This window comes from Paraburkholderia suaedae, from assembly GCF_040812055.1.
Lineage (GTDB): Bacteria > Pseudomonadota > Gammaproteobacteria > Burkholderiales > Burkholderiaceae > Paraburkholderia.
On sequence record NZ_JBFOAH010000016.1, the window covers coordinates 78189 to 90806 of the forward strand.

A 12618-nucleotide genomic window follows, 5' to 3' on the forward strand; every position below is an offset into this window, starting at 1 on the left:
CCGGCCGCCTGACTCATAACGCTCATGCGGCGTCGCGATATTGCGTCGGCCATTGACGCGGCTTCACATCGGCGAGCGCCTGCGCGATCGCCGCAATGTGCTCCGGCGTCGTGCCGCAGCAGCCGCCCGCAATGTTCACGAGACCGGCCTGCGCAAATTCCTTCAGCAGGCCCGAGGTGTCCGCGGGCAATTCGTCGAAACCCGTATCGCTCATCGGATTCGGCAAACCGGCGTTCGGATAGCACGACACGTAGGTGTCGCACAGCTTTGCCAGCTCGGCGATGTATGGGCGCATCAGCGCTGCGCCCAACGCGCAGTTCAGCCCGAAGGTGAGCGGCTTCGCGTGACGCAGCGAGTTCCAGAACGCCTCGACCGTTTGTCCCGACAGAATGCGTCCGGATGCGTCGGTGACTGTGCCGGAGATCATGATCGGCAGACGCTCGGCGGTGTCTTCGAACAGCTCGTCGAGTGCGAACAGCGCGGCCTTTGCGTTGAGCGTGTCGAAGATGGTTTCTACGAGGAACAGGTCCACGCCGCCGTCGAGCAGCGCCTTGGCCTGCTCGTAGTAGGCCGTGCGCAGTTCGTCGAAGGTCACGTTGCGCGCGCCCGGATCGTTCACGTCGGGCGAAATGCTCGCGGTCTTCGGCGTCGGTCCGATTGCGCCGGCGACGAAGCGCGGCTTGGCTGGCGTCGAAAACTTGTCGCACGCGGCGCGCGCCAGTTTTGCCGACTCCAGATTCATCTCGGCCGCCAGCGCTTCCATGCCGTAGTCCGCCTGTGCCACCGTGGTCGCGCCAAACGTGTTGGTTTCGATGATGTCCGCGCCCGCCGCCAGATACTGCTCGTGAATCTCGGCGATGATGCCCGGCTGGGTGATGGACAGCAACTCGTTGTTGCCCTTGATATCGCGCCCGTAGTCCTTGAAGCGCTCGCCGCGATAACGTGCTTCGTCGAGCTTGTAGCGCTGGATCATCGTGCCCATCGCGCCGTCAAGGATCAGGATGCGCGACTTGAGCAGCGCGGGCAGCGCCGTGCCGCGTGTGTAGGCGGGCTCGGGACGGACTGGCATGGCGGTTTGAGCAGGCTGGTTCATGGCGGACGAGGGGCTTGCGCCGGCTTTCTCGGGAAACCTGTCATTGTAGCCGCTGCCGGTCGGATGCGCCCGGCGCGGCCGAAGCGGCCCTTGGGCTGGCGTGACGGGGACGGGAGCGGCAAAGATAACGACACACTGCGAACGCGCGGGCCGCGATCGCCGGGGCCTGCTCTGAAATGCACGCCCACGAACGGGCAGAATAGAAAACGGCCCAGCGAGGCGAAAGCCTGCTGGGCCGCTTCATGACTGCCGAGCGTGTTGCTCGCGAGCCGCCGGCTGCACCGGCGGTGCGGTCAATCAATGTGGGTCGCCCATAACGTTGAGTGCAATTGTGTGGCCCCGCGGTTAGTGAAGGATCACCGGTTGATGCATCAGGCTGTCGAACTGGCCGAGAAATTCGTCGACTTCATCGAGCGACGGTTCCTCTTCGATCAGCTTTTGCACGTGCTCGCGAAAACGCGCCGCCATCGCGCCGTCGATGTAGATTTCCCGCTGCATGTTTTTGTCGACGATCTCGTAGCCACCCGACTTCATGGCCAGCAGACCTTCCTGCGGCGGAAACTCGACGACACAATAATTGGGGCTGTTATAGATCATTTGCATGGCGACACTCCTTATTTCCGTTGGCTCCTGGCCGTTTCTGCACCATACGTGGAGCGTATGTGGTGGAATTCAAGGGGTGGGTCCGGATTGACGCTTGTAGAAGTTCCGAACCTACCGGTTAGACCGGCTTCTCTAGAAACGTTTCAAGCAGTGCAGCAAAACGGTGAGATTGCTCGATGGGTGCGAGGTGTGCGGCATCGAGCAGTTCGAACTGCGCGCCTTCTATGGCGTCTGCTATTGCCTGCGTGGCAGCAGGGGGCGTGCCCGCGTCGTGGCGACCTCCCACAGTCAGGGTTGGGCAACGGATGCTTCCCAGCTTACTGCGGATGTCGAAGTCGCGCACCGCTTCGGATGCCATTGCGTAGCCTTCTGGCAACGTATTGGCGAGCACTTCGCGAATCGGCTCCACTGCTTCGGGGTGGGCGGCCTGAAACCCGGCCGTGAGCCAGCGGCTCAGCGTCGACGGTAGCAGCGCGGCCATGCCGTCGCTGCGCGCCGCATGGGCACGCTGGTCCCATACCGCGCGGTTTTCCGGCAAGGTGCCGCTCGTGCTGTCGGCAATCGTCAAACTGTCGACGCGCGAAGGGTGGTCCACAGCGAACTGCTGCGCGATCATGCCGCCCATCGACATGCCGACCAGGTGCGTGGTCGGGGCATCGAGCGCATCGAGCAGCGCGGCGAGATCGTCCGACAGATCGCTGACACTGAACGGCTGATTGGACAGCGCAGTGTGGCCGTGGCCGCGCAGGTCGTAGCGCAGCACGGTGTAGTCGTCGCGGAAATAGCCGGCAAGCTGGTCCCAGACGGACAGGTCGCCGCCGAGTTGATGGATGAACGTCAGCCACGGGCCGCCGCCCTCGTTGCTCAGTACGTAGCGCGTTTCAATGCCGTTGATGGTCACTTGCATGCGGGCTCCTTGAAAGTAACGCAGTGGGAGGGTTCGTTCGCGTCGCCGGGTGTTGCCTGCGTGCGTTGTCTGTCATACGCAGCGGCAACGCGAACGGTTGCAGCAGTCGATGGGAGTCAGCGTCCTCGCCGAAGTTTCGACGATGTGCGCAAGACCCTGTTTAGTGAAGGGATGTCAGGGCTTGATGATGCCAGGCCAGGTCGAATCGACCGGCGAAACCGGCGCGGCGCCGGGCGCAGTTGCCGATGTGTCGGCGGGCGGTGGCTCGGCTGAATTGTCGGGCGCAGCAGGCGAGGGCGAAGGGGAGGCGGCGGTTGCGCCATTGCCATCAGCGAGGCCCGCGGTGTCGATAGCGAGCTTGCCGTGCCACAGCAGTTCGACTTGCGTGCCGTTCGGCTCCGTTTGCACGATGCGCGCCGGCAGCCACCCGAGCGACGGAGCGAGCCATACGTCGATGCGACGCATATCGCCTTCATGGCGAGGCAGGCGCTTGAAATGACGCGTGTCCAGATAGCCTTGCGTCGTGCGGATCGTTTCGTCGCCGATTGCCTCGACCGGCCAGTTTTCGCCGCTGTCGTTATCGACCACGAAGAACTGCCGTACGACCCCAGGCTCGTAGGCCGCCGGCTCGCCTCGTACGAGACTGGCCAACTGCATCACCATGCTGAAGCGGTCCTGCGCGCCGTCTTGCAGCGGCAAGGCAGCCGGTGTGCGCGTGAACGCGATCTTTTTTTCGTTGCGATTGAAGATCGCGATGTCCTCCGCGCGACGGCCACGCTTTTCCACGTACTCATCCGGCGCGAGGCCGAATGCGTCGATGCGTCCATGGCTCGAATAGACAAAGGGGCCGACGAAAGGCACGGGAACCGAGACGATCATTTCATAGCTTTGCCCGTTGCTGCTCCAGTGAATCGTGCCAGGCGCGTTGCGCACACCGTTGAAGAACGTGTCGTACTGCAATTCGCCGGATGGCGGGACGGAAAACTTCACGCCATTCGACGCTTGCGGCGCGCTGGCGGCCACAGGTGCGCTGGTCGCGGCGGTGCTCGCGGCGCTCGCCGCGGCGTTCGCGCCGGACCCAGGCGCCGCGGCCGGCTCGCTCGCGGCGGGGCCCGATGCTGCTGCAGCCGGCGGCGCGGCTTGCGTTGCCGGCTGCAGCGCAGTCAGCACATGTTCGCGCGGCGGGCTCGCCACGGGCTTGCGCACCCGCGCTGGGGCGGGCTTAGGCGGCGCGGCGGCGGGCTTCGTTTCGATTCGCTCGGGCCTCAGCAGCGCGACTTGCACAGGCATGCGCTCGTGGTCCGCCGGTTTCAGTGTCACCTGGGTGTGCTCGAACCACTGTGCGGCAAGCCAATGCATGACGGCGACCGCCGCGAGCACCGCAAGCCACCGCCAAGCGCGCGAACCGTCGCGCGGCCCGTTGCTCGGCGGTCGATTGGAACGGCGTGCGGCGGTAGCAGTGTCCATCGGCGATCGAATGTGTGGTGGCTGGTAATGTTGGGATTGCTCAGTATGGCGCGCTCGCGCCGCTTGACGGCAAAGCTGCCCGATTTGCGCTGCTAACGCGCGATGAGGCGCATGAGTTTGCGGCGAACGGTTTCGACCGCCCGGCCGCGCACGATGTTCCGCGTCGGCGAAAACGCGCGCACCCCAAACCTTTTGCACCGCTCATGCAAACTGCTGCCAGCGGCTTCGAGCCGAGCGCCTCGATCGAGTCCGTACCGATGCATCATTCCGCATGCCGCGGCGCGGCGCTGTACCCCAGCTCGTATGAAAGCTTTTGCGCGCATTCGCGCAGCGCCATGTCGATCTCGCCGCCCCAGTTGATATCGAATGCGCCTTCCTGGCCAAGCGCGACGAGCCCTAGCGCGAGCTCGCCGGTTGCGTCGAAGACAGGCATGCAGAACGCGTGGATGCTCGGCAGCAAGATCCCTTCGACACGCGCCGCCTGGTGCTCGCGCACCTCGGCCAGAACCTGGCCTACCTCTTCGCGCGTGCGCGGGCCGCTTCTATGCGACGAGCGGCGCGTGTCGGCCAGTTCCCGCTCGAGCATCGCGGCGGTCTTGCTGGCCGGCAGATACGCGGCGAACAGCAGCCCGGTGGCGGAACCGAGCAAGGGCATCACGTCGCCAAGTTTCAGCGATGCCTTCTCCGGATGGCTCGATTCCATCCAGTGAACCATGGTCGGCCCCTGGTTGCCCCACACTGCGATGCCCACCGTCAGGTCGAGCCGGTCGCGCAGTTCGGCGAGCGCGATCCGCGCGAGCTTCACGCCGTCGACGCGCGCAAGCCTTGCGAGCCCCAGTTGCAACGCGAAGCCACCCAGCTCGTAGCGCCCCGACAGCGGGTCCTGCGCGACCACGCCGAGGCGCAGGAAACTGACCAGGTAGCGATGTGCTTTCGCCGGACTCATGCCGGCGCGTTGGGCCAGATCGCGCAGCATCATTGCGCGCGGTTCGCGGGTCAGCACGTCGAGCAGTCTGAAGCCGACTTCGATCGACTGGATGCCCGAGCGCAGTTTCTCTTCGCCGGTCTCGATGCTATCGTCATCGGCTTGCGGCATGTCGAGCGGTTCGGGTGGCGCCTTGTCGGCGGTGGTGCGGATCGCGCCGGAGCGGGAACTTGGAGGCATGAGCAGGGCGCATTGCGCGTTCAAAGAATGACGAAGGAAATGCGTGGTGGGCGTGACATTGCGCCGTACGGCGTGCTCGACAAGCCGGGTTGGCAAGCGGGGCTGAGAGAGATACGCCGATCGCGTCTGTCAACCGCGCTTGCGCTTCACGCCTGCAACGCATGGCAGACCACCCTCGCCGCGACCTGCCTCGAGCCGCGCGAGCCGCATCCCTTGGATCACGCCGATTCACCATCGTAGAATAGATTCCCTCCATCGTCACTAACACGGTTCACTTCTCTATGAAACTTGCCACGCTGAAGGACGGCACGCGCGACGGCCAACTGATCGTCGTGTCCCGCGACCTGCACACCGCGGCCATCGCCGACGCGATCGCGCCCACCATGCAGCGCGTGCTCGACGACTGGGCCTTCTATGCGCCGCAACTGCAGGACCTCTACGACGCGCTCAATCAGGGCCGCGCGCGCAACACCTTCTCTTTCGATGCGAAGCAATGCATGGCGCCGCTGCCGCGCGCGTTCCAGTGGGCCGACGGCTCGTCGTACGTGAACCACGTCGAACTGGTGCGGCGCGCGCGCGGCGCCGACATGCCGCCGGAATTCTGGACCGACCCGTTGATGTACCAGGGCGGCAGTGACGATTTCATCGGACCGAAAGACGACGTGGTGTGCGCGTCGGAAGCATTCGGCATCGACTTCGAAGCGGAAGTCGCCGTGATCACCGCCGACGTGCCGATGGGCGTCACGCCCGACCAGGCGCTCAGAAGCGTGCGTCTGATCACGCTCGTCAACGACGTGTCGCTGCGCAACCTGATTCCCGCCGAACTCGCGAAGGGCTTCGGCTTTTTCCAAAGCAAGCCGGCCACGTCGTTCGCGCCGGTCGCGCTCACGCCCGACGAACTGGGCGAATACTGGCGCGAAGGCCGCGTGCACCGGCCCATGATCGTCCACTGGAATGGCAAAAAGGTCGGCCAGCCTGATGCCGGCACCGACATGGTGTTTCACTTCGGTCAGCTGATCTCGCACGCGGCAAAGACGCGCAATCTGCGCGCCGGGGCGATCGTCGGCTCGGGCACGGTGTCGAACAAGGACGCGAGGCGCGGCTACTGCTGTATCGCCGAGAAGCGCTGCCTCGAAACCATCGAGCATGGGGCGCCGCAAACCGAGTTTATGAAGTACGGCGATGTGGTGAAGATCGAAATGTTCGACGACGCGGGCAAGTCGATTTTCGGCTCGATCGAGCAGGGCATCGCGCCGCTGGATTGAAGCCGCGCTCGAGTGAAGCCGGGATGCGAGCCGGTTTGAAGCCGGTTTAAGCCAGCCGTGCTGGAGCGACGCGGCATGAGGCCCGAGACCGCATCTCCGCAAACTCGACGCGAGCTCGTCGAGGCGAAAGGGTTTCGCCCGATGCCGCCACTCCGGCGCGCGGCTACACTGACTGGCGCGGCGGCAGGGCCGGGGTGGCCGGCCGCTGGGTAGGGAGAAAAACCGCGTAGCACCCGTGAAGAGTCAGGCCCGAGACTCGCGCCCAGCAGCGCGCGAGCGGGCATCGGCAGTGACCAAAACGAAAAACCGACGTCAGGAGACAGCATGCCGCGATTGGAATCCCTTGAATCCCGAAACGTGCGCGCGAGTGCGAATGCGATGGCGGGTCAGCACCGCAACCGTCTCGCGCGTTGCGCCGCCTGCCTCTGTGCCGCGCTGGCTTGCGCATTGCCCGCCATGGCGTTCGCGCAGGTCAAGATCGGCCTTGTGCTGTCGCTCACCGGACCGGCCGCGTCACTCGGCATTCCCGCACGCGACACCGTCGCGTTGCTGCCCAAGCAGATCGGCGGCAAGACAGTCGAATACATCGTGCTCGACGATGCGTCCGATACCACCCAGGCCGTGCAGGACACCAAGAAGCTGATCTCCGAGAATCACGTCGACGCGATCATCGGTTCGTCGATCACGCCGAACTCGCTGGCGATGATCGACGTGGTCGCCGAAGGTCAAACGCCGATGATCTCGCTGGCTTCATCGGCGAAGATCATCGAGCCTGTCGATGCGAAGCGCCGCTGGGTATTCAAGACGCCGCAGACCGATGCGATGATGGCCTCGGCCATCGCCGAACACGCGAGCACGCACGGCGTCAAAACGATGGCGTTCATCGGTCAGGCGGACGCGCTCGGCGAGACCTTCTATGCCGAAGTCGCGAAGTTCGCGCAGTTGCATCACATCGGCATGGTGGCGAGCGAGCGCTTCAATCGCACGGATCCGAGCGTGACGGGCCAGGTCCTCAAAATCCTCGCGACCCATCCCGATGCCGTGGTAGTGGGCGCCGCGGGCACACCCGCCGCACTGCCGCCGAAAACTCTGCGCGAACGCGGCTACAAAGGGCTGATCTATCACAATCACGGGGTCGGCAATAACGACTTCCTGCGCGTGTGCGGCGCCGATTGCAACGGCACCTTCCTGCCCGCGAGCCCGGTGCTGGTCGCCGCGCAATTGCCGGCGGATCATCCGGCCAAGCGCCTCGCGCTCGACTACATCGCGCGCTTCGAGGCGCTGCATGGAGCCGGCAGCGTGTCGGCGTTCGGCTCGTACACATCCGACGCGGGCGCGTTGCTCAATGCGGCGGTGCCGATCGCGCTGAAGGCGGGCGCGCCGGGCACGCCGGACTTCCGCCGGGCGCTGCGCGATGCGCTCGAAGCGACCCATGGACTCGCCGACACCAACGGCGTGGTCGACATGAGTGCGACGGATCACCTCGGACTCGATCAGCGCGCGCGCGTGATGGTCGAAATCAGGAACGCGAAGTGGGTTTATCAACCGCGTTGAATCCGCTGACCCTGCGCTTGCCGGTGGGGTCCCGCTTCAACCGGCTCAACAAATGCAGCAACATACGGATTCCTTATCATGTCTCACGCACCGCACCGTAACGACGCGTATTACGCGCGCTATCAGTCGCTGCAATTGCATCGTCATGCGCATGGCGTGCTGGAAGTCGTGATGAGCGGCGAGGGCGCGAACAAAAGCGGACTCGCCACCGCCGACGCACGGATGCACTTCGAACTGGCCGAGATCTGGCGCGCCATCGACCGCGATCCCGACACGCGCGTCGCGATCATTCGCGGCGCCGGCAAGGGCTTTTCGGCGGGCGGCGACCTCCAACTGGTCGAGGACATGGCGAGCGATTTCGAGGTGCGCGCGCGCGTGTGGCGCGAAGCGCGCGATCTTGTCTACAACGTGATCAACTGCAGCAAGCCAATCGTTTCGGCGATGCACGGCCCGGCGGTCGGCGCGGGACTCGTGGCCGGGTTGCTAGCCGATATCTCGATTGCGACGAAGGGCGCGCGGATCATCGACGGGCATACGCGTCTGGGCGTCGCCGCCGGTGATCACGCGGCGATCGTCTGGCCGCTGCTGTGCGGGATGGCGAAGGCCAAGTACTACCTGCTGCTGTGCGAGCCGGTGAGCGGCGAAGAAGCGGAACGCATCGGTCTGGTGTCGCTCGCCGTCGATGAAAACGATCTGCTGCCCAAAGCGTTCGAAGTCGCCCGCAAGCTCGCGAACGGTTCGCAGACGGCGATTCGCTGGACCAAGTACGCATTGAACAACTGGCTGCGCTCGGCGGGGCCCGCGTTCGATACGTCGCTCGCGCTGGAATTCATGGGTTTTGCGGGGCCGGACGTGCGTGAAGGCGTGAGCTCATTGCGCGAGCGCCGCGCGCCCGACTTCGGCGCAGGCGACCCGTGGCGGGAGCCGCCGCGGCAACGGTCCGGCGATGTTGCCGACCACGACGGCAACAACGGCGGCAACCGCGGCGCGGCGGACGACAGCCCGACCTGACGGGGTGTTTGGCGAGGTATGATCGACTGACGCACGCGCGCATCGCGTTCACTTCTTCCTCTTATGCAGCGAGGCGACAAGCATGACCGACACGACTGATTCCACGCCGCCTTTTCCCGGCTTTCCGGGTTTTCCGCCGGCTGAAATGCTCGATCGCATGTGGGGCATGATGCGGCTCTCGCCGTTCGGTTCCGCGCTCACGGGTGCGCAACCCGGCGGCGGCCTCGGCCCGTCGCTGTCGATGATGTCCGACATGATGGCGCCGCTCACCAACGTCGAGGAACTCGACAAGCGCATCACCGACATGCGCGCGGTCGAACAATGGCTAAAGCTGAATCTGAGCATGCTGCAGTCCGCGATCCAGGCGCTCGAAGTGCAGCGCGCCACCCTCGCCACACTGCGCGCGTTCGGCGCGTTCGCGCAGTCGTCGATGGCGCAGCCGGCCAAGCCATCTGCCGCGGCGAGTCCCGCGCCGGCCAGCGGCTGGCCACATTCGGCGGCTGGCGCGGCGCGAAGCGCCGGGTCGTCAGAAGGCGCCGCGTCGTCGGAAAGCGCCGCGGCGCAACCGGATAACGCCGCTGCAGCCAGGAATGGCGAAGAAGAGGCACCCGCCGCACCTCCGTTCGACGCGTCCGCGTGGTGGAATCTGCTGCAATCGCAGTTCAACCAGATCGCCCAGTTTGCGATGACGCAACCGGGCGTGGCGGCGGCAGCGGCGGGTGGACAGCCCGCAACGGACGCCCCGCAGGGTGCGGCCCACGCAGGGCCAGAGAGTGGTTCAGCGGCCGGCGCCTCGTCCGCGTCGGCGGAGGACCCGAAGGCTGCCGCCAAGCGGCCCGCTGCGAAGCGGGCGCCGGCAGCCGCGAAGCGCGCGGGCGGCTCGGGCACGGGCGGCACGGGCGCGAAAAAGTCTGGGTAGCGGCCGGGACGGAACGCAGAAGGGAAGGCGGGGAGCAAGCCACGCGCCGGCACGACATCCCCCATCATTCAAACGATCCTTCGTGCCCGGCATGGTTTACCCGCTTGTCTGCGGCCCTTCATGAAATAGGCGATTTCGTTGAACAGGATCAATCCGCCAGCGCAATTGCGGCTTTCCTGTCGCGGGTTCTGACAAATCAGCGTGCTATCATAGTGTAAGCTTAATTTGGCTTTTGGGCGTGCGCTGAAAACAACCAATCCAGCCGCCCTTGCTTAGTTTGACGCCGCAAATCGCCGGCGCAGGGCTGGACGGTGCGTTTTTATCGCAAGCTGGCTCGACCTCAGGCATAGGGTATCCCTCACCCACGGTTGGCCGCCCAGCGCATGACTTGCCGAAAGTCAACCCGCTGGCGCACAGGCCGGGACTTCTTTGCTGCCCGGTGCATCTGGGCAGCCAATTACCGCGTAAAATTCAATGCTTGGCCGACAGAAAGTGCGTTTCGTTCGGCGTGAGCGAAAATTGCTACACGTAGTAGTGACAGACACAGACCGTATGTGCAGAACAGGGGTGGGACTATGAACACCATGCTTTATCCGGAACTTTATAAATCGCTCGAATCCGTTCGATGGGACATGGAGAAAGACATTCCCTGGGACAAGTTCGATGCATCGCTATTGACCGACGAGCAGGCTGCGACGATCAAGATGAACGCGATCACCGAATGGTCGGCGCTGCCCGCCACGGAAATGTTTTTGCGTGACAATCATCACGACAGCGATTTCTCCGCGTTCATGAGCGTGTGGTTCTTCGAAGAACAGAAGCATTCCCTGGTGCTGATGGAATACCTGCGCCGCTTCAAGCCCGAACTGTGTCCGACCGAAGAAGAACTGCACGCGGTGCGCTTCGAGTTCGATCCGGCGCCGCCGCTCGAAACCCTGATGCTGCACTTCTGCGGCGAAATCCGCCTGAATCACTGGTATCGCCGCGCGGCCGAATGGCACACGGAGCCCGTCATCAAGCAGATCTACGAAACCATTTCGCGCGACGAAGCACGGCATGGCGGCGCGTATCTGCGCTACATGAAGAAAGCGATGGCGCAGACCGGCGACATCGCGCGAGCCGCGTTTGCGAAGATCGGAGTACTGATGGCATCGGCGCGCCGCACCGAAAAGCCGCTGCATCCGACCAACCTGCACGTGAATCAGGCGCTCTTCCCGCGCGACACGATTCAATCGCGCCTGCCGGACCCGGAATGGCTCGAACGCTGGCTCGACGAGCAGATACGTTTCGACGACGGCTGGGAAAAGAAGGTGGTTGAGCGCATTTTGCACAACCTGTCGATCCTGTTCGAGCGTACGTTCAGTACGGCGCAGGAATTGAACCGTTATCGCAAGGAAGTGGTGGCGCGTTTGCAGGCGGACCAGAAGTCGGCGGAACAACCGGCTTGATGCGGTTGATGCGGTAAGTGCGCGCGTTCCGTGCGCGTTGAGTGCGCATCGAGTGCGCATTGAGTGCTCGTTTGTGGCGCGAACTCACGCCCGTTTCGGCGACCGCGCTGCGCAAAGTTTTTAGTTTCTGAAAACGGTCCGGCAGGCGTTAGCTTGCCGGACCGTTTTGCTGAATGGCATTCGCCGTGTAGGGTGACGGCATTTTTCTCTTCCTTCTTTGTGATGGCTGCTACTTTCGAACGCAAGATTCTTACGCGCGATGCCCTGGTTCAGCAACGGGCTTCGTTGAGCGCGCCGGTCGTGTTCACCAACGGCGTATTCGATATCCTGCATCGCGGGCATGTAACGTATCTCGCCGATGCCAAAGCCTTGGGCGCCTGTTTGATCGTCGGCGTGAACAGCGATGCTTCGGTGCGCATGCTAGGCAAGGGCGACGACCGGCCGATCAACAACGAAGCCGACCGGATGGCATTGCTGGCAGCGCTGGAAAGCGTCGATTACGTGGTGTGCTTCGGCGAGAAGACGCCGGTCGAGTTGATCTCGGCGCTGCGGCCGGACGTGCTGGTCAAGGGCGGCGACTACGACATGGACGCGCTGCCAGAGTCGGCCGTCGTGCGCGGCTGGGGCGGCCAGGCGCTCGCAATCCCGTTCGAGCACGATCGCTCGACCACCGCGCTGCTGAGGAAGGTTCGTACACAAAGCTGAAGATGCGGTGCCGAGGTGGCGGCGCAATGTCGTCGTGTTGATGCAGGGGCTTGGCGCCCGAAGCCCCTGCAGCCCGAAGCCCGAAGCCCGAAGCCCGAAGCCCGAAGCCCGAAGCCCGAAGCCCGAAGCCCGAAGCCCGAAGCCGGGCATCCCGCGCCCGCCCTCTCATCCTGCTCCCGGCCGCCGCTACTGTGGCAATGCGGACGCCGCGATCGGCGCAGCCGGCGCGGGAGCGCCGACGACCGCCTGGTCGGCCGCCTGCCCCATCGAGACCGCCTGCACTTTCAACCACTCCGGGTGAACTTCGCGATTCAGGTGGACAGGCTCGCGCCCGCCGGCGGTGGGCGCTGGGCCAAACACTCCACGCACCGCGACAAATGCCAGGACGTTGGCAAGTAACAAAATGGCGATCGGCCAGCGAAGCATCGTGGTTTATTCCCGTCGAGAAAAAGTGAGCGGCTGACGTCTGCGGGACCGCGGC

Annotated in this window: 12 protein-coding genes; 6 read left to right on the plus strand and 6 right to left on the minus strand. The window is 64.4% G+C overall.

The features are described from left to right. Positions 1-22 precede the first annotated feature (22 nt). The 5 genes from ABQJ48_RS21380 to ABQJ48_RS21400 form a co-directional block, all read right to left on the minus strand. Positions 23-1093, minus strand: a complete 1071-nt coding sequence (locus ABQJ48_RS21380) for a homocysteine S-methyltransferase family protein (RefSeq protein WP_367839994.1) — start codon at positions 1091-1093, stop codon at positions 23-25. Positions 1094-1438: 345 nt separating this feature from the next. Beyond that, positions 1439-1696, minus strand: coding sequence for a BTH_I0359 family protein (locus ABQJ48_RS21385; protein ID WP_074762832.1), 258 nt, complete (start codon positions 1694-1696; stop codon positions 1439-1441). A gap of 118 nt (positions 1697-1814) precedes the next feature. After that, positions 1815-2603, minus strand: coding sequence for an alpha/beta fold hydrolase (locus ABQJ48_RS21390; protein ID WP_367839995.1), 789 nt, complete (start codon positions 2601-2603; stop codon positions 1815-1817). Positions 2604-2777: 174 nt separating this feature from the next. Next, positions 2778-4070 carry a DUF3108 domain-containing protein gene (locus ABQJ48_RS21395; RefSeq protein WP_367839996.1) on the minus strand — a complete coding sequence of 431 codons (1293 nt, stop codon included), beginning with the start codon at positions 4068-4070 and terminating at the stop codon, positions 2778-2780. 262 nt (positions 4071-4332) lie between these two features. Continuing rightward, entirely contained in the window at positions 4333-5235 is a 903-nt protein-coding gene (locus tag ABQJ48_RS21400) for an IclR family transcriptional regulator (protein WP_367839997.1), read from the minus strand. Between the two features lie 281 nt (positions 5236-5516). Here ABQJ48_RS21400 and ABQJ48_RS21405 point away from each other — a divergent pair, with 281 nt between their 5' ends. The 6 genes from ABQJ48_RS21405 (at position 5517) to rfaE2 (ending at position 12137) form a co-directional block, all read left to right on the plus strand. Further along, positions 5517-6500 (plus strand): fumarylacetoacetate hydrolase family protein, encoded by a 984-nt coding sequence (locus tag ABQJ48_RS21405; RefSeq protein ID WP_367839998.1) that lies wholly within the window; start codon positions 5517-5519, stop codon positions 6498-6500. Between the two features lie 324 nt (positions 6501-6824). Next, positions 6825-8054, plus strand: coding sequence for an ABC transporter substrate-binding protein (locus tag ABQJ48_RS21410; RefSeq protein WP_367839999.1), 1230 nt, complete (start codon positions 6825-6827; stop codon positions 8052-8054). 78 nt (positions 8055-8132) lie between these two features. Continuing rightward, complete coding sequence (locus ABQJ48_RS21415; RefSeq protein ID WP_367840000.1) at positions 8133-9065, plus strand: enoyl-CoA hydratase/isomerase family protein; 933 nt, start codon at positions 8133-8135, stop codon at positions 9063-9065. A gap of 82 nt (positions 9066-9147) precedes the next feature. After that, the gene (locus tag ABQJ48_RS21420; RefSeq protein ID WP_367840001.1) at positions 9148-9984 is read left to right on the plus strand and encodes a PhaM family polyhydroxyalkanoate granule multifunctional regulatory protein; all 837 of its coding nucleotides are present in this window, start codon (positions 9148-9150) and stop codon (positions 9982-9984) included. A 575-nt stretch (positions 9985-10559) separates the two neighbouring features. Further along, on the plus strand, positions 10560-11432 hold the full coding sequence (locus tag ABQJ48_RS21425) for a ferritin family protein (protein ID WP_367840002.1): 873 nt from the start codon (positions 10560-10562) through the stop codon (positions 11430-11432). 222 nt (positions 11433-11654) lie between these two features. Continuing rightward, the gene (gene rfaE2 / locus ABQJ48_RS21430) at positions 11655-12137 is read left to right on the plus strand and encodes a D-glycero-beta-D-manno-heptose 1-phosphate adenylyltransferase (protein ID WP_367840003.1); all 483 of its coding nucleotides are present in this window, start codon (positions 11655-11657) and stop codon (positions 12135-12137) included. A gap of 186 nt (positions 12138-12323) precedes the next feature. On the opposite strand, the gene ABQJ48_RS21435 is transcribed toward rfaE2, so the two are convergent. Continuing rightward, positions 12324-12563, minus strand: coding sequence for a hypothetical protein (locus tag ABQJ48_RS21435; RefSeq protein ID WP_367840004.1), 240 nt, complete (start codon positions 12561-12563; stop codon positions 12324-12326). Positions 12564-12618 lie beyond the last annotated feature (55 nt).

Excerpts from the sequence above, each read along its gene's own strand:
- ABQJ48_RS21380 (WP_367839994.1), bottom strand. The coding sequence starts at position 1,093 with ATGAACCAGCCTGCTCAAACCGCCATGCCAGTCCGTCCCGAGCCCGCC.
- ABQJ48_RS21385 (WP_074762832.1), bottom strand. The coding sequence starts at position 1,696 with ATGCAAATGATCTATAACAGCCCCAATTATTGTGTCGTCGAGTTTCCG.
- ABQJ48_RS21390 (WP_367839995.1), bottom strand. The coding sequence starts at position 2,603 with ATGCAAGTGACCATCAACGGCATTGAAACGCGCTACGTACTGAGCAAC.
- ABQJ48_RS21395 (WP_367839996.1), bottom strand. The coding sequence starts at position 4,070 with ATGGACACTGCTACCGCCGCACGCCGTTCCAATCGACCGCCGAGCAAC.
- ABQJ48_RS21400 (WP_367839997.1), bottom strand. The coding sequence starts at position 5,235 with ATGCCTCCAAGTTCCCGCTCCGGCGCGATCCGCACCACCGCCGACAAG.
- ABQJ48_RS21405 (WP_367839998.1), top strand. The coding sequence starts at position 5,517 with ATGAAACTTGCCACGCTGAAGGACGGCACGCGCGACGGCCAACTGATC.
- ABQJ48_RS21410 (WP_367839999.1), top strand. The coding sequence starts at position 6,825 with ATGCCGCGATTGGAATCCCTTGAATCCCGAAACGTGCGCGCGAGTGCG.
- ABQJ48_RS21415 (WP_367840000.1), top strand. The coding sequence starts at position 8,133 with ATGTCTCACGCACCGCACCGTAACGACGCGTATTACGCGCGCTATCAG.
- ABQJ48_RS21420 (WP_367840001.1), top strand. The coding sequence starts at position 9,148 with ATGACCGACACGACTGATTCCACGCCGCCTTTTCCCGGCTTTCCGGGT.
- ABQJ48_RS21425 (WP_367840002.1), top strand. The coding sequence starts at position 10,560 with ATGAACACCATGCTTTATCCGGAACTTTATAAATCGCTCGAATCCGTT.
- rfaE2 (WP_367840003.1), top strand. The coding sequence starts at position 11,655 with ATGGCTGCTACTTTCGAACGCAAGATTCTTACGCGCGATGCCCTGGTT.
- ABQJ48_RS21435 (WP_367840004.1), bottom strand. The coding sequence starts at position 12,563 with ATGCTTCGCTGGCCGATCGCCATTTTGTTACTTGCCAACGTCCTGGCA.